Source organism: Paenibacillus sp. SORGH_AS_0306 (genome assembly GCF_030819345.1).
Classification (GTDB): Bacteria; Bacillota; Bacilli; order Paenibacillales; family Paenibacillaceae; genus Saccharibacillus; species Saccharibacillus kyungheensis.
In genome coordinates this window covers 718,859-738,224 of sequence record NZ_JAUTBP010000001.1, presented here as the reverse complement: position 1 = coordinate 738,224, position 19,366 = coordinate 718,859, and the positions used below count along the sequence as shown (strand labels likewise).

Here is a 19,366-nt window from a genome sequence, read left to right as displayed (position 1 = left end):
TGATTGTTGGGATAGCGCTATGCAGTAAATATACTGATTCGGCATGATAGCAAATCTGTTACAAGCATCCCAATACCCATCCTTCTAACAGACTCAATTGATATTCTGCTCTGCTTAATGTAGGCAAAGACAGATAAGGTGCTAACGTTTCTTCTTGATCGCGTTCTTGCATCCATGCTGCAATATAATACGCATCACGTTCATGTTCACTGTAGGTGGATATATTGGATAGATGAGGTTCGGTGATCATTCTTCTTTTGTACAATGAAGGATACGCTTCGACAATCACATGATGTTGTTTTGGTATTATTTTACCATCAAATGGCCAGAAGTGGATGTTCATTCCATGTCTTTTTTGCCAGTATCGTAGACGATAAATCCATGCTAATCCGGTATGGGTCGAATAAGAGACTGCCCCTTGCATCCCGGAGACACGATCCAGATCGACTACACTTTTGGTTGAAGGTACAAATTCACGTTCCACTAATCGCTTAGCGATAGAGTTGGTGTAATGGGCTTGTTCTTTACTTTGCTTCATGGTAAGTCTGGTCGTCTGCCATGTCTGATAACTCCATTTGAGAAAATCATCCCACTGATCCAACTGCAATTGTTGCAACACTGACAAAGGATACGACAGCCCATGATCGATACCGATAATCATTCGTTCTTGACTGGATAATAACTGATCCCGTAACCAGAGATACACTTCTTCTCTTGACCAGAGATGATCTTTGTCAGATGATGATGTGCTAGAAGTAAGCGAACTCACAGTAGAGGGATAGACTAGAGAAGCAGGTGAATAGATACTTCCCTGCACAACAGCCAGACCTTTAATTTTGGAGCGTGGCTTATCTGCTCCCGAGTAATCTATTCCGATATATTTTTCAAATAAAGGCATATTTATATTCCTCCGCATGTTCTTATCCTGCCATGACCTCATTGGCAAACATTACAAAAAACCGATACTTCTTACCGATAAGCTCTTTTCAATATAGATTGTGAAAAGAAACTTGATCGAAGTATCGGTTGTTGGTTGGTTTCTTTTAAAATTCTTCCATATCGTAACGTCCTTGATCCATATCCATACTTTCTTTCTGGAAAAAGGCTAAAAATGGTTCGCCATATTTGCGGAATTTCACTTCGCCGACCCCTTTGATCTCCAGCATTTCGCCTTCGCTTTGCGGTTCGACAACACTCATTTCACGCAATGTTGCATCATTGAAAATAATATAAGATGGTACACCTTCACGTGATGCCAGTTCACGACGAATCAGACGCAATTGCTCAAAGATTGTCTCGTTAACTGCTGAAGCATCGTTATTACGGCTAGTGCTACGACTACGGCTAGAACCTGAACTACTTGAAGCTGAAGTCGCTATTGGACGTGGTGCACGTTGCATGACTTTACGCTGTCCTTTGAGTACTTCGGCTGCGATCGGTTGCAATTTCACGACCGGATATTGCCCTTCGGTTAACAACAGATATCCTTCGGCTGCCAGTACATTGATCCGCTCAGAGATTTCTTTTTCTGATAAATGAGACATTAATCCATGAGTAGGCAATTGATCGAACTGATATTGCAGTACTTTTTTGTTACGTGAACCTTTGAGCACTTGCGCTACCACCGAGACACCGAATCGTTCACGTAGACGATGAATACAGGAGAAGATTTTCTGCGCATCGATCGTCATATCGACTAACTCGCGAGCATCCCGGCAAGAGCTACATTGTCCGCAGGGTTCACCCGAATGTTCTTCATGAAAATAATCGAGCATCGCATTACGTAGACATTTGGTTGTATAACAGTAATCGACCATTTGTTGCATTTTGCGATAATCGTTATGTTTGCGATCACCTTCATGCATATTTTGTTCCAGTAAAAATTTCTGGGTCATAATATCTTGCGGGCTAAATAATAAAATACATTCACTAGGATCGCCATCACGACCTGCACGACCTGCTTCTTGAATATAAGCTTCCATATTTTTAGGCATATTATAATGAATAACATACCGAACGTTAGACTTGTCGATACCCATTCCAAATGCATTCGTAGCCACAATTACGCGAATATCATCATAAATAAAAGCTTCCTGACTCTGATCCCGTTCATCATCACTCATTCCGGCATGATAACGTCCAGCCGCTACCCCACTACTGAGCAGACGACTATACAGATCATCTACATCTTTACGGGTAGCCGCATAGATAATACCGGATTCATTGTCATGAGACTTGGCATAATCGATCACAAAGTCACGTCTCTGCGTACCACGCATGACCGCCATCGCTAGATTATCCCGACCCAGTCCTGTAATAAATACCTGTGGATCATCTAATTTTAAAAGACGCAAAATATCGTCACGCACTTCCGGTGTTGCAGTTGCTGTAAAAGCGGCAACGATCGGACGCTGTGGCAATTGATTTACAAATGGTGAAATTTCAAGATAACTGGTACGGAAATCATGACCCCACTGCGATACACAGTGTGCTTCATCGACAGCGATACACGTAATATTCACACCGTTCATTTCTTCGCGGAACCAATCCAGTTCTAAGCGCTCGGGTGCAACATATAATAACTTCAGGTCGCCACGACGTGAAGCTCGAATCCGTTCATTCACTTCTTTACCTGTTAACGTGCTATTAATATAAGCCGCCGGAATCCCTGCCGCTGTAAGTGCATCGACCTGATCTTTCATCAGTGAGATCAGCGGTGAGATCACTAACGTCACTCCGTCATTAACCATCGCTGGAATCTGATAACAGATCGACTTACCGCCACCTGTAGGCATAATTCCGAGTGTATCCTGACGTTGTAATAGACTATTTACTATCTTCCGTTGGCCTTCTCTAAAATCTTCATATCCAAAATACTTCTGTAACAAAGTCTGTGCTTCCTGCATCACAGGCGCTTGCACGCTCATTGCCAAAACTCCTTATCCTGATTCTGTAGTGATAGTGTTGCTTTCTTCTGCTTCAAATCTATACTCCTATTTTAACAGAGAACGAACGATAATTCTCAGCAACTTATCAATTCTGATATAATATATGTGATAATGATTATCATTTTCATATGTAAAGGAGAATCAATATTGAACTTTCCACAGATGACATCGATAACTACCCAAGCAACTGTTCAAGCACATCCTTATGTATTACAACTGCATCATGCAGATATTCAACATATACAACCTCAGACTTCATTGTCATTAACACAGATTATGGCGACTCATATGACTATTCTTGTGCTGATCGAAGGCGAATGTATATTAAAGCGTGAAAATGATCCCTACCCTATGAGAACAGATACAGTCTATCTATGTCATTCCGGTAGTACATTTGCTTTGTCTTCCGAACATATGGATACACAGGTAGCGATGCTTCATCTGGAACTGTATTTGCCACATCCAGACGATCCTAGACAATTGCAGTCTGCTACCGATTCTCAACACTTATATTTTCCGGCTGAAGCTACACTTCCGTATGCCAGTGCAAAGTGTCAGCAGATTTGCTCTACTTTTCGTTCGACTCATGTGTTACATCGCTGGCGTGCTCAGATTGATGCTATTGAATTGTTGTTTGAAGTGGCTACAGCCAAAGAAAAATGTACACTCCAACAAGAAGATGGTCTGGTGCGTGCTCGAAATTATATTGCTGATGATCCTCAGCAAGCACATACGCTAGAACAATTAAGTCAGATCGCTGGACTTAGTGCCAAGCATTTCTCTGATGTATTTAAAAAAACCTATGGTCAAAGTCCTCATGAATATATGACTGAAATTCGTCTTACGCAGGCCAAACAGTTGATGCTTCGTTCAGGCTACAAACTCAAAGATATCGCACATGAAGTCGGTTATCGGGATGAATTTTATTTTAGTCGTGTATTCAAAAAAGAGACAGGTGTATCGCCTTCGACATATATACACAAACGCAAGCAAAAAGTAGCCGCTTATGCTAGTGTGTCTACACTTGGTTATCTGCTACCGCTTGATATTGTACCTTATGCCGCTCCACTACATCCCAAATGGTCAGGATATTATCTAGAACGTTACGGTGCAGATATTCCTTATCATTTGGAATATGGAAATTCAGATCAGCAGACTCATACCGCTATACGACAGCTAGAAGAACTCAAGCCTGATTGGATCGTATGCTCACACGATATTCAAGCCGAAGAATATACACAGTTAAGTCAATCTGCTCAAATGATTACATTGCCAGCTCCACAACGTGGTTCATGGCGAACAGGCTTATATCAACTGGCAGAACAACTTCAGATGAATGAAGAAGCCAAGCAATGGATTAATACATTTGATCAACATACCGCACGTGTTAGAACGTTACTTACCCGTTCCGATGGTTCCAGACCTACTGTATTATTTGTGCGTATGCTTCATGATCAGTTATACAGTCTCGGTTCAGCTGGATTATTAGATTATATCTATGACGAACTGGGAATACAGCGACCTCACGATACACCGGCTGACGATAATGAAGAGGATATAGTGACATGGGATCAATTACAAGCAAGTGATGTAGAACATATTGGTATCTTAATTCGTCAAGATTCGGAGACATTAGAACACTGGCATCGATTACGGCAATCTTCTCGCTGGCTTGATCTTCCAGTAATCCGTCAACAACAATTGCATATTCTAAGTTCAAGTCCATGGCGCGAATACTCTCCTACTGCTTTGACCAGAGTACGTGAAGAGCTAATACACTACTTATCCGCCAAAAGTCCATGTGCTATCCGTTGATTGTCTATGGCAAAGCACAAATATAACCTCTATGATAGCTATTGAGAATATTTCTCACTGATATTGAGGGGAGTTATATAATGATTATGAAAAAAACAATTACGTCTATATGTATGATTGCCACATTTGTAATATTGGCTGCATGTGGTAAGCCTATAGCGACAGAAGGAACTAGCTCTTCAGCAACTACACCTGTAGCTTCGACGGATTCAGCTTCTACAGCTACGCGAACGATTACGTATCTGGACAAGTCTTATACGATTCCAGCCAAAGCCGAACGAATCGTGATTACAGGTTCTTTGGAAGCAATGGAGGATTCTATTTTACTTGATATTCATCCTGTTGGCGCAATCTCTGTCTCCGGTAAGTTTCCTCCTTTGTTCGCTTCGATCACTGATCAAGCAGAATCAATAGGAGAAAAAATCGATCCTAACTTTGAAAAGATTTTGTCTCTCAAACCGGATGTTATTCTCGGTACAACCAAGTTCGATCCGGCTATACTGGAAAAATTACAACAGATTGCCCCAACTATTCCTTATTCGCATGTTGCTACAAACTGGGAAGAAAATTTGACCCTGTTAGGTGAAATTAGTGGCAAGCAAAAACAAGCAGCACAAGAAATCACTGCTTACAAAGCTAATTTAGAAAAAGCGAAAACGTCTTTACAAAGTACATTAAAAGATAAACAAGTATTGCTGGTTCGTATGCGTGAAGGAGCTGTCTGTCTATACGGGCCTGACTTATATTTTAATCCTGTATTATACAGCGATCTGGGATTAGCTATTCCAGCAGAAGTTGCCGCTGCCAAATCACAAGAAGCGATCTCCATTGAACAATTTGCTCAAATGAATCCAGATGTGTTATTTATCCAGTTTTCAGAAGATGAGAATCCAGATGCTACAGGCGCTCTGGAAGATTTGCAAAACAATCCGATTTTCCAAAGTATTCAAGCTGTCAAAGATGGCAACGTCTTTGTCAATGTAGTTGATCCGCTCGCTCAAGGTGGAACAGCGTATAGTAAAATTCAATTTCTTCAAGCTTTTGTTGATACGTTACAATCCAAATAAGAAGGTAATGAATCTAATATGTACAACATTTATAGACTACCGGCAGTGATCTTTTGGACTGCGCCGGTAGTTATTATTTTCATCATTGTGATATCTGTTCTATATGGAGCCAAAAACATCTCATCTCTTGATGTCTGGAACGCTATCTTTCATTTTGATACTGGTAATGTCGATCATCAGATTATACGTCATTCAAGGTTACCGCGCGCGATCGGTGCTTTGTTGATCGGGGCTTTTCTTGCGATGTCTGGCGCAGTCATGCAAGGGATTACTCGTAACGATCTAGCTTCCCCTTCACTACTTGGTGTATTGGATGGTTCTGTATTTGCGATTACATTATGTATGATCTTTGCACCGTCTATACATGGAAGCAGTCTGATTGTGGTATCTATGTTAGGTTCGGCTTTTGGCATGTTATTGGTATTTGGAATGTCTTATCTGATTCCAGGAGCACAGTCACCGATTGTTCTAGCTATTCTAGGCACATTAACCGGTATGTTTTTGAATGGATTAGCTGATGCGATTGCGATGTATTTTCATGTATCTCAGCGGATTAGTTATTGGTATAACGCTCGCTTATATCAGATTGATCCTGAATTGATTCAATTATCGCTTCCATTTGCTATTGTCGGCTTTGTGATTATGTTGATTATTGCGCGCTCTATTTCTGCGTTATCTCTAGGCGAAGAAATATCTACAGGTCTAGGTCAACGGGTCAAACTTATCAAATTGGCGGCTTTTATAGCAGTTGCTTTGTTATCCGGTATTTCTGTGGCTCTAGCGGGAAAAATTGCTTTTATCGGCTTGATTGTTCCTCATATTGCCAAAATGATCGGCGGAACCGATTATCGCCGTATTATTCCGTTATCCGGTGTACTTGGAGGGATGTTTCTAGCTTGTTGTGATATTTTATCTCGGTTTGTAAATTATCCATTTGAGACTCCTATCGGTGTGATTACTGCTTTATTCGGTGTTCCTTTTTTCCTTTACCTGATTCGTCGTAAAGGAGGCTCACGACATGAATAAAGATTCTCAAGCACGCTATATATCGATCATGAGTATTGGAATAGTGTTGATTTTGCTTATAGTGGGAATCGGTCTTACGTATGGTGAACTTAGACTGTCATGGATTGAAATGATGTCTACACTGCTTCATAGATCGAGTGATGCTTCTCATTATATTGTCATTTTTCAATTTCGCTTGCCTCGTATTGTATTGGGTCTAGTGATAGGAGCAACCCTCGGGATTGCAGGAACTGTCGTACAAAGTCTCACTCGCAACCCATTAGCTGATCCGGGGATTCTAGGGATTAATGCAGGCGCAGGCATGTTTATTGTGCTGTTTATGTTTTTGATTCGTGATCAGATCGATATCACAGGAAATATAGCGATTATGATGATGCCTTTATTCGGAATGATAGGCGGTTTGTTAGCTGCTTTACTTATTTTTCTACTTGCCAAAGATCAACACGGGCTTAATCCACAACGATTGATTCTGGTAGGGATCGCTATCACTACAGGATTCTCGGCAGTTACGTTATATGTATCGCTCAAAATGAATCCGCAAGATTTTGAAAAAGCATCAGCCTGGTTATCTGGAAACTTTAATTCTGCGAACTGGTTATTTGTTTTATCGATGCTTCCATGGATAGTAGTATTGCTTCCGTGGTTGCTTGGTCAGACACGACTGCTAGATGTTATGCGCTTAGGTGATCATACACTGCTTAGTCTAGGAATACCTTTGCGCCAAAAGCGTAGTCAATTGATGTTTATTAGTGTAGGGCTTGTAGCGGCTGGTGTGGCTGTATCCGGTAGTATTGGCTTTGTAGGATTAATAGCTCCTCATATGGCGACCCGGCTTGTTGGACTTGCTCATCGGCGTGCTCTTCCACTTAGCGGTGTAATCGGTGCTTTACTGGTGCTTATTGCTGACTTTATCGGACGAACTTTATTTTCGCCAGCTCAATTGCCTGTAGGGATCGTTCTTTCGATTATAGGAGCACCTTATTTTGTATGGTTATTAAGTAGACGTCGCCAAGCATAATGATCGTCTCGCACAGATAAGATGATATAAAATCAGCTACCAAAAAGTCTGTAGTTGAAAGGAGATACTTGATGAAACGGACAGATCAATTGGATATATTAGGACGCAAATTAACGGTATACTTACCGCCTTCTTACCACCTTTCAGAATGTGATTATCCTGTAATCTATGTACAAGATGGAGGTCAATTAATAACTCACTGTCAAAATTATATCGAACGATTATTTCGAGAACAGTTGCTACATGAAGTGATTCTAGTAGGCGTACATACCGATCGGCGTACTTATGATTATACCCCCTGGCCAGCTCTGGCTTTGAATCCTCAATTTCCTGCTTTTGGTGGACAAGCCCACTCTTATATTGATGAATTAGCCGATCAGGTAAAGCCTCATATTGATCAACGTTATCGGACACTGACAGACGCTATTTCTACAGGGATAGTCGGTGGTTCTTTGGGCGGGTTGGTCAGCATGTTTGCTGCGTACTGGCGACCGGATATATTTGGCTGTGTGGGTATGCTTTCTCCTTCTTGCTGGTATGAAGGAGTGATGAATTATATCGAAGAACATCCGGCTCCTTCCGCTGATCTCAAGCTATATGTGTCGATAGGCAATTGTGAAGGATTATACAAACAGAACAGTCAACAGCATATGTTCCAAAATGTACTATCTGCATGTGAATTGTGGCAAGCAAAAGGCTTTCCTGCACACCAGTTTCTGCTTGAGATTGAAGATGGCGGTACTCATGATCTGATGTTTATGACGCAATATTTTATCAAATCATTACAATTTCTTTTTGGTGCTTCTAATGCAGCCTATTCTGGCACAACCTCTTACAGATAAGGATCTTTAGATACAACTCATGCTTGCTAATAGACTATGACTCAGACAACACAAAGCAGACCTCTTACGATTACAGTAGAAGGTCTGCTTTGTTTACTTTTCCAATATTACTATCTACGCGATATTGAATAACAGCTTTGAAGATCTATCGGTTAACGATAAATCATTGTTGCTACATCATGTAACGATTGTCTGGCTGCGATACTGATGCCTGCCAGTTGGAAAAAGCCATGATTCACACCTAGATAACGACGACAATGCACATCTACATCAGCTAGTAATAATTTGCGATACAAAGCTTCATTTTCGAATAATAACGGATCAAATTCAGCGGTTAACATATACGTTTCTGGAAGCCCTGTAAGATTCTCTGCATATAACGGGCTGACTTCTGGATGATTTAACGGTAAATCACCAAAATAAGCTTCATATCCACTGATCAATACATCTCTAGTTATAATATAATCGTTGCCATACTGTGCATATGTTGTACTTGTACCGCTAGCATCAAGCATCGGATAAATAAGAATCTGACGCTGTGGCAACCAGTCGCCTTGCTCTTTCAACCGCAGACATGTCACCAGCGCTAGATGTCCTCCTGCACTATCTCCTGCAATCGTTATTCGGTTACGATCTCCGCCCCATGCAGTCACATGCTCACGAACAATCTGTACAGCGCGTACAGCATCATCATGTGCAGTTGGATATGTATACTCTGGTGCTAATCGGTATTGCACAGCAATAACCAGAGCTTTACCTTCATAAGCCAACTGACGCATCTGTTGATCATGAGTCTCCAAGTCTCCACTGACAAAGCATCCCCCATGATAATAGATCAATACAGGCAAGTCCGTCTGATCTACCGGTTGGTAAAGGCGTAATGTGATATCATCAATATTCACATCTTGAATAGAATAAAGCTCTACTTTGTCTCCTGCCAATGGGACTGTACTCAAATATCCTGCACGACGTTCTTCGATACTTTGATGAAGTACAGACGGACGACCTGCTTCTACAAACTGTTCTACCAGTTGACGTATTCCTTTTTCCAAATGATCTAAATGTTCTACTTTATGCATTGTATATGTTCTCTCCTGTCATTCGATATAATCTATATTTACACAGTATTGATCAAAGGAGCATCTTGCCATTCGGTAGCATGACGATGCACGATTTTTAGAAAAGCATCCAAAGCAGGCGATTGCCACTTTTTCAAATGATAACTCAGTTGTGTATACACTTGTTGTTCACGATCATCCCAATCTAATCGTGCTAATTTGTGTTCTTGTAGTTCACGTTCTACTGCTACAAGCGGTAAAAAAGAAATGCCCAATCCTGCCATCACACATTGCTTGATTGCTTCTATACTCCAAAATTCCAGACTGGGATCAGGGAAAATGCCATGACTATTTAGATATTGTTCAAATAGTGTTCGATACGTACAACCCGATTCAGTATGCAAAATCGTTTCGGTACGCAAATCTTCTGGAACAATATGAGCTTGACCGACTAATGGATGATCAATAGGTGCGATCATCGCCATCTTTTCATACACAAGTGTCTCCATATGCAGTTCACGATCTTCCAGTTCAGGTTGTAACAGAAACGCTATATCCAACGCTCCACTACGAATCATTTCTAACAGTTCTGAACACGCACCCGGTTTGAGAATGATTTTGACAGCGGGATGATGTTTGCGATATTCACGAATAATATTAGGTAACCGAAAAGCAGCTAGTGATTCTGGAGCCCCTATAGTTAATGTACCCGACATTTCTGCATCCGAACGAATCGCATCTTTGGCTAATGCATGCATTTTGGATATTTCTTGTGCATACGGAAGTAAACGACGCCCTGCATCAGTAAGCAAAATCTTTTTTTTCATTCGATCAAACAACGGTGTACCCAACTCTGCTTCAAGCGCTTGAATCTGTGCGGTAATGCTAGATTGCGCATAATCTAAACGCTGAGCTGCACGTGTAAAGCTTCCCACTTCTACTACGACTAGAAACGTAAATAAATGTCTGGATTCCATATTTATCTCTCCCATCGGTTTTTTAGATGGATTGCATTTGAAATTTCCGTTTTTCCGATAACCCTATTATCTGCTACGCTGTAGCAAATGACAAGGAAAGCAGGGAAATTAAAATGAACACTTCACATTCATCTCATCTAAAACGGACGATCGGTTTACCACAAGCTGTCGCTCTTTATATTGGAGCTGTTCTTGGATCAGGTGTATTACTTGTTCCCGGACTGGCGGCTCAAATGGCTGGCCCTGCTTCACTGATTGCATGGGGATTTATGACGTTGTTGATTTTGCCAATGGCTTTGTCGATGGGATTATTGTCTGCCAAGTTCCCGAATGCTGGCGGAGTCTCTCATTTTGTGAGTATGGCTTTTGGGCCGCGTGCAGGTGCATTGGTCGGTTGGTTTTTCTTATTATCTGTTCCGATCGGTGCACCTGTAGCCGCTCTTACCGGTGCAGGTTATATGACAGCTGCGATGGGCTGGGATGAATCGGTTCGAATCGGGATAGCGATCGTGATGTTGCTGGTTGGATTAATCACCAATTGGTTCGGGATGCAAGTGGCTGGCAAAATCCAAATTGCAGTCGTTATTTCTATTGTAGCTGTACTTACATTTGCGATTATCGCTGCTGTGCCTGAGATTCAAGCCGTTCATTTCACTCCATTTATGCCGCATGGTTGGACAAGTATCGGACAAGCGGCTGCGATATTGTTCTGGTGCTTTATTGGCTGGGAAGCCGTATCTCATATGTCCGAAGAATTCAAAGATCCACGTAAAGCAGCGATTCGTGGTGTTGTGATTGCTGCGATTATAGTAGGCATTTTGTATTTTCTAACTGCACTGGCGACTGTAGGTACACAAAGTTATCTGATAGGTGGATCAGATGCTTCACTGGTGTGGATAATCAGTCGACTGCTTGGTTCATGGGGTGCTGTATTAGCTGGGGTTACCGGTATCTTTATCTGTACAGCTACTATTATTGTGTATGTGGGTGCTTCTTCTCGTGTTGCTTTTGCATTGTCCAGACAACAATATGCTCCTAAATGGATGAGTCTATTATCTGCTAGATACAGTACACCTGTAGGCGGTATTCTTTTTCTAAGTGTATGCTTCGGGTTGATTACTGGTTTGTACGCAAGTCATATTATTTCGTTAACCACTTTAATTCAATTGCCTAATGCGACTTTTATTTTGACCTATCTTGGTGGATGTGCCGCAGGGATTCGCTTATTACGTGAAAGTCGCTTTGGATGGATCATTAGCTGGATTTCTTTTGTAGCTACAGCTATTATTTTTCCATTTACAGGTTGGGCTATTTTGTATCCGGTAGCGATCACAATAGTATTCGGAGTCACTCTTCTTATCCAATCCAAATATCGAGTGAACAAAATACCACTTTGGGATCAAAAGTGAAAATAATTGATACGATAACAAAAGCTGTTTTGTAAGCATCTCGCCTACAAAACAGCTTTTTGTTTGACAACTATCTTAATTGTATCAACTTATCTCATGATTATGCCGATTGCTGTATCTAATGAATACTATACGTATCTGTACTTACTGTTGGATCTGTAATATCACTATACGTATCAGTTAGCACCGTACTATGCGGGTTGGCACTATAAAACAATAATAATTCTTGAAATGTCACCCATGTGGTGGTCGTCTCCGTCAATATCATAATGCCTTCATATTTGCCTGCTGGCACAGGAATAGGTGCTAATACGCCGCCAAAAGGATTAAAGTATGCTTGAATTTTGCCATCATATAATAGATTCCAATCATTGCCCTGTAGACCATAGATAGTGAATGCCTGCTTACCCGGAACATTCAACATGCTGACTAGTTGAATCGCATCCAATGAAACAGGCTTGGGAAAATGATAATTAATCGTTCCACTCTTATGATTGCCTGTATTCGGTATCCAATAGGTAGATAGATCGCCATCAATCGTATATTCTGGTCGTTGGTTATCGTAATAACCGACACTGGTTACCGTAGTTCCTTTGGGAACAGGATCACCGGTCGCATAACTCATCGGTGTAGCATGTACAATATTGGAATAGTTTTGATTTTGCCCGTTAACAACAGCATTAACAACAAAGTAATACGGAACACTGTTATTATCTAGCCCTGATACTGTGTAATTCTGGTACTTATCTGCATTCACAGTAATCGTCTGCCCTAGCAAAATATCTGGATATTGCTTCATATAAGTGATGCGATATTGATCGGCTGCTGGAACTGTATCCCATGTTAAATGTACTTTTCCATTTTGCGGTGTAGCCTGTAGACCGGTCATATAAGAAAGATCGCTTTTATATAATAGTTCATTTACTACGACTGGAGCGGCTGTAGAGCTAATTTCTATTTTGAGTAATTGGTACCAATCTGGCTCAATAGGGATACTATTAATCGCTATCGGAGACGTAGAACCTTGTACATGTACTGTTTTTTGCCCGATCAACGTATTGCTGTGTTCCCCTTCTTCGTATATTTTATACGTAATATCACTTTCCACTGGCGCTGTTATCACAAATTGAAGTTCATTTATATATAATGGATATCCGACAAGATAGCTTAGTGTTGCATTTTTACTGTTGTTTTGAGTTTTCCATGTGGATGCTATATCTCTATCCATTGTATTTTCCACAGGATTACGGTAAAACTCACTACTTGCACTTTTACCTGTATTGACCGGGAAATTATATCCGGGTACTGGCATGCTTAGTACTTCTGTGGCGTAATTCGTCCGTACTCCATTGCGTACTCCGGCTACTGTAAAATAATAAGCAGTGCCTGTTGTCAGATCAGGAATCTGTACATCTGTATACGTATCTGCTGATACAGTGATTGTCTCTGTATAATGCCCTGAAGTCGTACCATAACGTATTTGATAATGATCTACATTCGCAAGTGGTTGCCATTGAAGCGATACTTCTTCATTGTTATTGGTCGCTTTGAGCTGTGTTGGAGCAATGCTAGTCGTTGTAGGACCTAGATTCACTTCACTCATTAGCAACCAATTACGCGTAGAACTCACCGAAATATCAATTCCTTCATACCAGCCTATTTGTACAGCTATTGGCGTAAGAGCTTGATATTCACTGGCAGTCACATGAAATGTACGTGTTGCAATCGTACGCCAGTATCCATTTTGCAGACCGCGAATTGTATATGTCTCATACCGATCTCCCGCGCCTCCTGTAGAGACTTGTACACCTTTCAGATTCACAGCTTCTGGAAAGTTCATTTGAATACGTCCTGTATTACTAGATACTTTCCATATACTATGCCAATCACCATCTCCAATATTTTGCGGTACAAATGTTGGATCATACGTAGTCGAAGTATACGTTGTACCTACAGGTATACGACTCCCGACCATCCCTTCACTTCCATCTGTTACCGCCGAAGCCGCTTCGATCATCTTCGCCTGTGGGATAAAAATGACCAGCATACTAAAGATACACAAATACAGCCACCCTTTACTTAATTGAGATTGGCTTTTCATAATTGACCCCCTTTTATCATTTCATACAAGTGGAAATGCTGTTATCAACGGGTTATGTATATTATTGGATGCTTAATTAATAGCACAATATGGATTTAATGTATATTTTTATTTTATTAGATGATTTGAATCATGTAGAGTGCTTATACTTTTATCATTTCATACACTTTTCACACATCTATTCCATTATTCTCACATAACCTCTTGATAAGATGAATTTACATTCTAAGAAGAGGTGATTCCAATGAAAAAATGGACAAAAAATGCGGCAGTATTATTAACAACAATCAGTGTATTAGGAGGAGCAACAAGCGCTTTTGCAGCTACACCGACAACAACTACTCCAACCACACAAAAAACGACTACACCTGTAACAGCAACGCATAAAACAACAGCTACTCCAGCTAAAAAAGTAACAATGCCAGCAAAATCGACTGCAAAAACAGCAAAAACGGTTACAGCTAAACACAGAGCAACCAAAGCGAAACATAAAGCTACTAAAGCCGCTCATAAAGTAAAACACAAAGCAACAAAAGCAAAACATAGAGCTACCAAAGCCGCTCATAAAAAAGCGACAACTCACAAAACAGCAGGTACTACACATAAAGTCGTTACTACAACTCCAAAACACAAAGCAGCTCGTCATGTCGCTAAATCAGTAGCTACCAAACACCATGCTAAAAAAACGACTCACAAAAAAGCTACAGCCCACAAAAAAGCAAATGCTACACACAAAGTAGTAACTAAAGCTCCAAAACACAAAGCAGCTCGTCATGTGAGTAAACCAGTTGTTGCCAAACACAATGCTAAAAAAGCTACTGCTACAAAAGCTACAGCCCACAAAAAAGCAAATGCTACACACAAAGTAGTAACTAAAGCTCCAAAACACAAAGCAGCTCGTCATGTGAGTAAACCAGTTGTTGCCAAACACAATGCTAAAAAAGTTACTTACAAAAAAGTAGCTCATAAAAAAGCAGTTGCTCACAAAGCAACAACGAAAACAACTGCTACAAAAGCGCCTGTAACTAAAGCAACAACACCTGCAAAAACAACAACACACAAATAAAAGGATCGCTTAGATACATCAAGTTCCTTTTAGCTACAAATGTAAGCTTGCTAAGTTATGACTAAAACTCACTCTTAAAGACGGGACTGCCTAGCAGGTTCCTGTCTTTTTGCTTTAGGCAAACTTTGATATTGGTGACCCTGCTCTGCTACATTAAGATTAGAACGTTTATATCTCTGGAAAGATAAGGAGTTACCGCTATGACCAAACTATTTGTAGTTGATGATGATCCGTCTATTTTGCAATTAATTTCTGAGTATTTACGCAAAGAACAGTATGAAGTATTTTCCTTTGCTCATGGACAACAACTGGTTGAACAGGTACAACATGAACATCCGGATTGTTTGATTTTGGATATTATGATGCCTGGTATTGATGGGCTTACTTTATTAACCGAACTTCGTACATTTACAGGTATTCCTATTATTATGATCTCGGCGCGGGGCGAAGAAGTGGATCGGATCAACGGTTTGGAATTGGGTTGTAATGACTTTTTGAGTAAACCTTTCAATCCTCGCGAATTGGTTGCACGTGTAAAAGCAATGCTTCGCTTAATCGACACTGGCAAGCGTGCAAGCAACCCGGTCAGTGTGTCTGCTGTTACAGATACGGCTACACCATCTGTACCTGAAGCTTCTACCTCTTATGTTTATGCAGGTAATTTATCGATCTCGGAAGAATTTCGGCAAGTGCTTATCCAGAATAACGAATTGTATTTTACTTCACGTGAATTTGAATTGTTGTTATTTTTGGCGACCCATTTACAGCGTCCATTCAGTAGAGAACAATTGATTCAGCAAGTATGGAATTATGATTTTTTCGGAGAATTACGAGTTGTAGATGATCTGGTCAAACGGATTCGCAAAAAATTAGTCCAGTATCAATCGACACTGACGATAGACACGGTATGGGGATTCGGCTACAAAGCCGCTATACATGAATAATGAAAACGATTCGTGGCAAAATGTTGCTGTCACTTTGTGTAGGTATGCTGATGACGGTAGCGATTACCGTCTTTTTCTTTGTACAATTAATGGATGATATTTTACTCAATCAAGTCAAACAACAATTATCTGCTCAGACGATCAAAGCAGCCCACATTTTGAAAGACCAAGATATTGATGGACTGGATAGTACAGACTTCCGCTTTTTTATTAAAGATATTTTGTTTTATGCTGATTATTTTGTACTTGATAAAAACAATAAAATTATCACTTCCAGCAATACGCAAAACAATGGTAAAATCCTCAAAAACTTTTCCAGTAATCATCAAGGATATATGCAGTTAAACGGCAGTAAAGTGTTATACAGTGAAGCTCAACTCAATCATCAGCCATTTCGCGTGATTCTGTACTCTCCTTTATCATCAGTACGTGCCCTATATATTCCTTTGTTACGAACCACTTTATTATCTATCGGCGCTAGCTTTATCGTTATTTTATTTATTGCTTTATTTGCTGTCTGGCGCATGGTACAACCGCTCAATCGGTTAAAAGAAGCAGTCAGTCGGTATGAACCTCATTTACAACCTAATGAACATTTTTTACAAGCAGATCATACCGAAATAGGGGAATTGATCAGTACGTTTCAATTGATGGCCAACCGATTACAGCGACAACATCAATACCAGATTGAATTTTTGCAAAATGTATCCCATGAACTGAAAACACCACTGATGTCGATTCAAGGATATGTCTTTGCGATTCAAGATCAGGTCGTCACAACCGATCAAGGATTAGAGATTATTACTACTCAATCGAAGCGCTTGATTCATATGGTCGAGAAATTACTGCAATTATCGAGACTTGAAAGTGTAGATGAAGTCTGGCAACAGACCACGATTGATCTCAAAACGATGGCAGAAGAAGCGATTCATTTACTACAGCCAGCAGCGCAAGAGCGTAATATTCAATTACAAGTCATCGGCCCTTCACTGATTATCGCGATTGCGGCTGAACAAGTTTTTCAAATTTTACTGAATCTGCTTCAAAATGCTGTTCGTCATACTGCAACACAAGTACAGTTGATCATCGAACCGACTTCAGATCAGCAATCATGGTGTATTCATATCGACGATGATGGAGAAGGATTATCAGAGGAAGAACGACAGCAGATTTTTCAACGCTTTTATACAGGCAAAAGTGGAGTTACCGGGCTAGGGCTTGCGATCTGTCAACAAATCGCATCCCATTTGCAAGCAGAGCTTCTATGTACTTCTTCCCCGCTTGGAGGGGCTAGATTTACCTTAATCCTACCCAAAACTACAGAATTAACAAATACGGGTGCAAGATCACTATCTCCATGATATAGTGAAGGGGTTAATTACAGGAGGCTTACAGCTTATGCAAAAGAAAAATTCCCGTTCTCATTCATCTTCAAATCGTTCCAAAACAACGAAATCAGGTCATAAAGGTAAACCGACCGCCCACTCATCCAAAGCGAAAAGCAGCTCATCTCGCAATGGTTCCTATCGTGGCAAACCACTTCCACCTACGGTCTATACAGTGAAGGAAGCGACAGAACTTCTTCCTTTTTTACTGGATAATCTTACACATATCAGCCGTAATTCGGTGAAATCGATATTGGCGCGTGGTCAGGTCATTATTAATGAAAAAACCGTTACAGCGTACAATCATATGCTTCGTCCCGGTCAAGAAGTAATGGTTCACAAAGAACCTCCGGTTGCCGCACCTGCGATGGTCGGTCTATCGATTATGTTTGAAGATGAGCATTTGATTGTGATTCACAAAGATGCTGGACTACTTTCTATCGCATCGGATAAAGAAAAAGATGTCACAGCTTATCGTCAGCTTACCGAGCATGTACGTGCGACTGATCCAGAACAACGTATCTTCGTAGTTCATCGGTTAGATCGAGATACATCCGGTATAATGATGTTCGCCAAATCTCATGAAGTTCAACAACAATTGCAAAATACATGGCGTGAAAGTGTAGAAGAACGTACCTATGTAGCGCTTGTTGAAGGCGAAGTGAAAAAGCCTGAAGGAACGATTTCTTCATGGCTGAAAGAAAGCAAAACACTTAAAATGTTCTCCAATTCACATGATAATGGTGGACAACATGCTATTACTCATTTCAAACGATTACAAAAAACACGCGAATATTCCTTATTAGAAGTTCGCTTAGAAACAGGACGCAAAAATCAGATTCGTGTTCATATGGAAGATCTAGGGCATCCTATCGTTGGCGATAAAAAGTACGGCGCTCGTGCTCAAGGTGTAGGTCGTCTTGGTCTACATGCACGTGTACTCTCTTTTATTCATCCTGTTACCGGTGAGACGATGCGCTTTGAAACGGATATTCCTAAAAGCTTCAAACATCCTTTTAAAGATGCGCCTGAATCCACATAAGTGATCATGTATGCTGTTATGAAAACAGGTGCTGAACTGCACCTGTTTTTTGATGCTTATCTCTTTTTACGTATGTTATAATCACCACTACCCATTATTTATAGGAGGCAATTATGCTTAATTTTGAACAAAAGCTTGAACTGCTACAATCGTATCCACAACTACAACGTAAAGATGTTTCTCTAGGTCGTGTGAATTTCCATTATGAAGACAGTGCCTATGAGAAAAAAATTGTCGCTTTTCATATTCATCCGAACGGTAACGGTTATATTTATGCTGGATTATTGCATAACTACGAAACCGATGATAAAGGATTTGTAAATATCCGCGATTATTCGGAAGAACAATTACGCACATTACTGGATGAGACGATCCAAGCGATGTCGTACAACCACAAAACGGTTGAGTTGAAAGAAAAAGAAGAAGCAAAAGCTTCTTTCAAATTAGCAACGACGACTTCTACAGGCGGTACATGGATCGATGAAGATGGACATATTCTAACGCTAAAATACGAAGATGAGATGTGGTGTGTCTATTCCGGTCTGAATTTAGATATGGCTTTTGAATCCCGCAGTGAAGCTGGCGACTATCTCAAAGACGAAGGATTCAAACCACAGACTCAAGCTTAATTTTTATGGTAAAATTAATCGTTACATCGGTAATCATAT

16 protein-coding genes are annotated in these 19,366 nt (G+C 40.6%); 11 read left to right on the top strand and 5 right to left on the bottom strand.

The genetic code is table 11. The features are described from left to right. Window positions 1-58 precede the first annotated feature (58 nt). Complete coding sequence (locus tag QE450_RS03100; protein WP_307296835.1) at window positions 59-898, bottom strand: hypothetical protein; 840 nt, start codon at window positions 896-898, stop codon at window positions 59-61. A gap of 145 nt (window positions 899-1,043) precedes the next feature. Beyond that, window positions 1,044-2,927 (bottom strand): DNA helicase RecQ, encoded by a 1,884-nt coding sequence (recQ, locus tag QE450_RS03095; RefSeq protein WP_274170589.1) that lies wholly within the window; start codon window positions 2,925-2,927, stop codon window positions 1,044-1,046. A gap of 168 nt (window positions 2,928-3,095) precedes the next feature. On the opposite strand from recQ, the gene QE450_RS03090 reads away from it, so the two are divergent. From QE450_RS03090 to QE450_RS03070, 5 genes are all read left to right on the top strand, one after another. After that, window positions 3,096-4,763, top strand: a complete 1,668-nt coding sequence (locus QE450_RS03090) for an AraC family transcriptional regulator (protein WP_307296831.1) — start codon at window positions 3,096-3,098, stop codon at window positions 4,761-4,763. 86 nt (window positions 4,764-4,849) lie between these two features. Beyond that, the gene (locus QE450_RS03085) at window positions 4,850-5,830 is read left to right on the top strand and encodes an ABC transporter substrate-binding protein (RefSeq protein ID WP_307302568.1); all 981 of its coding nucleotides are present in this window, start codon (window positions 4,850-4,852) and stop codon (window positions 5,828-5,830) included. Window positions 5,831-5,848: 18 nt separating this feature from the next. Beyond that, the gene (locus QE450_RS03080) at window positions 5,849-6,856 is read left to right on the top strand and encodes a FecCD family ABC transporter permease (protein WP_307296828.1); all 1,008 of its coding nucleotides are present in this window, start codon (window positions 5,849-5,851) and stop codon (window positions 6,854-6,856) included. Next, a complete protein-coding gene (locus QE450_RS03075) occupies window positions 6,849-7,874 on the top strand; it encodes a FecCD family ABC transporter permease (RefSeq protein WP_307296825.1) in 1,026 nt (341 codons plus the stop codon). Before QE450_RS03080 ends, QE450_RS03075 begins: the two co-directional genes overlap by 8 nt. A 71-nt stretch (window positions 7,875-7,945) precedes the next feature. Then, a complete protein-coding gene (locus QE450_RS03070) occupies window positions 7,946-8,716 on the top strand; it encodes an alpha/beta hydrolase (protein WP_307296822.1) in 771 nt (256 codons plus the stop codon). Between the two features lie 152 nt (window positions 8,717-8,868). Here QE450_RS03070 and QE450_RS03065 read toward each other — a convergent pair whose 3' ends face one another. Both QE450_RS03065 and QE450_RS03060 read right to left on the bottom strand, forming a co-directional pair. Then, window positions 8,869-9,795, bottom strand: coding sequence for an alpha/beta hydrolase (locus QE450_RS03065; RefSeq protein ID WP_307296820.1), 927 nt, complete (start codon window positions 9,793-9,795; stop codon window positions 8,869-8,871). Between the two features lie 38 nt (window positions 9,796-9,833). After that, window positions 9,834-10,751: a LysR family transcriptional regulator gene (locus tag QE450_RS03060; protein ID WP_307296818.1), complete on the bottom strand. Its 918-nt coding sequence runs from the start codon at window positions 10,749-10,751 to the stop codon at window positions 9,834-9,836. A gap of 113 nt (window positions 10,752-10,864) precedes the next feature. Here QE450_RS03060 and QE450_RS03055 point away from each other — a divergent pair, with 113 nt between their 5' ends. Continuing rightward, window positions 10,865-12,160, top strand: a complete 1,296-nt coding sequence (locus QE450_RS03055; RefSeq protein ID WP_307296816.1) for an APC family permease — start codon at window positions 10,865-10,867, stop codon at window positions 12,158-12,160. 118 nt (window positions 12,161-12,278) lie between these two features. Here the strand turns inward: QE450_RS03055 and QE450_RS03050 are convergent, their stop codons facing one another. After that, a complete protein-coding gene (locus tag QE450_RS03050) occupies window positions 12,279-14,261 on the bottom strand; it encodes a fibronectin type III domain-containing protein (RefSeq protein ID WP_307296813.1) in 1,983 nt (660 codons plus the stop codon). A 244-nt stretch (window positions 14,262-14,505) separates the two neighbouring features. On the opposite strand from QE450_RS03050, the gene QE450_RS03045 reads away from it, so the two are divergent. The 5 genes from QE450_RS03045 to QE450_RS03025 all read left to right on the top strand — a co-directional run bounded on the left by QE450_RS03045 (window position 14,506) and on the right by QE450_RS03025 (window position 19,327). Continuing rightward, complete coding sequence (locus tag QE450_RS03045; RefSeq protein WP_307296808.1) at window positions 14,506-15,327, top strand: hypothetical protein; 822 nt, start codon at window positions 14,506-14,508, stop codon at window positions 15,325-15,327. Between the two features lie 200 nt (window positions 15,328-15,527). After that, on the top strand, window positions 15,528-16,271 hold the full coding sequence (locus QE450_RS03040; RefSeq protein ID WP_274170598.1) for a response regulator transcription factor: 744 nt from the start codon (window positions 15,528-15,530) through the stop codon (window positions 16,269-16,271). Next, window positions 16,271-17,632 (top strand): sensor histidine kinase, encoded by a 1,362-nt coding sequence (locus QE450_RS03035; protein ID WP_273615364.1) that lies wholly within the window; start codon window positions 16,271-16,273, stop codon window positions 17,630-17,632. The genes QE450_RS03040 and QE450_RS03035 overlap by 1 nt, the downstream gene beginning before the upstream one ends. A gap of 37 nt (window positions 17,633-17,669) precedes the next feature. Next, window positions 17,670-18,698, top strand: coding sequence for an RluA family pseudouridine synthase (locus tag QE450_RS03030; protein WP_307296804.1), 1,029 nt, complete (start codon window positions 17,670-17,672; stop codon window positions 18,696-18,698). 113 nt (window positions 18,699-18,811) lie between these two features. Continuing rightward, complete coding sequence (locus QE450_RS03025; protein WP_274170600.1) at window positions 18,812-19,327, top strand: hypothetical protein; 516 nt, start codon at window positions 18,812-18,814, stop codon at window positions 19,325-19,327. Window positions 19,328-19,366: the final 39 nt, after the last annotated feature.

Excerpts from the sequence above, each read along its gene's own strand:
- QE450_RS03100 (WP_307296835.1), bottom strand. The coding sequence starts at position 898 with ATGCCTTTATTTGAAAAATATATCGGAATAGATTACTCGGGAGCAGAT.
- recQ (WP_274170589.1), bottom strand. The coding sequence starts at position 2,927 with ATGAGCGTGCAAGCGCCTGTGATGCAGGAAGCACAGACTTTGTTACAG.
- QE450_RS03085 (WP_307302568.1), top strand. The coding sequence starts at position 4,850 with ATGAAAAAAACAATTACGTCTATATGTATGATTGCCACATTTGTAATA.
- QE450_RS03080 (WP_307296828.1), top strand. The coding sequence starts at position 5,849 with ATGTACAACATTTATAGACTACCGGCAGTGATCTTTTGGACTGCGCCG.
- QE450_RS03075 (WP_307296825.1), top strand. The coding sequence starts at position 6,849 with ATGAATAAAGATTCTCAAGCACGCTATATATCGATCATGAGTATTGGA.
- QE450_RS03070 (WP_307296822.1), top strand. The coding sequence starts at position 7,946 with ATGAAACGGACAGATCAATTGGATATATTAGGACGCAAATTAACGGTA.
- QE450_RS03065 (WP_307296820.1), bottom strand. The coding sequence starts at position 9,795 with ATGCATAAAGTAGAACATTTAGATCATTTGGAAAAAGGAATACGTCAA.
- QE450_RS03060 (WP_307296818.1), bottom strand. The coding sequence starts at position 10,751 with ATGGAATCCAGACATTTATTTACGTTTCTAGTCGTAGTAGAAGTGGGA.
- QE450_RS03055 (WP_307296816.1), top strand. The coding sequence starts at position 10,865 with ATGAACACTTCACATTCATCTCATCTAAAACGGACGATCGGTTTACCA.
- QE450_RS03050 (WP_307296813.1), bottom strand. The coding sequence starts at position 14,261 with ATGAAAAGCCAATCTCAATTAAGTAAAGGGTGGCTGTATTTGTGTATC.
- QE450_RS03045 (WP_307296808.1), top strand. The coding sequence starts at position 14,506 with ATGAAAAAATGGACAAAAAATGCGGCAGTATTATTAACAACAATCAGT.
- QE450_RS03040 (WP_274170598.1), top strand. The coding sequence starts at position 15,528 with ATGACCAAACTATTTGTAGTTGATGATGATCCGTCTATTTTGCAATTA.
- QE450_RS03035 (WP_273615364.1), top strand. The coding sequence starts at position 16,271 with ATGAAAACGATTCGTGGCAAAATGTTGCTGTCACTTTGTGTAGGTATG.
- QE450_RS03030 (WP_307296804.1), top strand. The coding sequence starts at position 17,670 with ATGCAAAAGAAAAATTCCCGTTCTCATTCATCTTCAAATCGTTCCAAA.
- QE450_RS03025 (WP_274170600.1), top strand. The coding sequence starts at position 18,812 with ATGCTTAATTTTGAACAAAAGCTTGAACTGCTACAATCGTATCCACAA.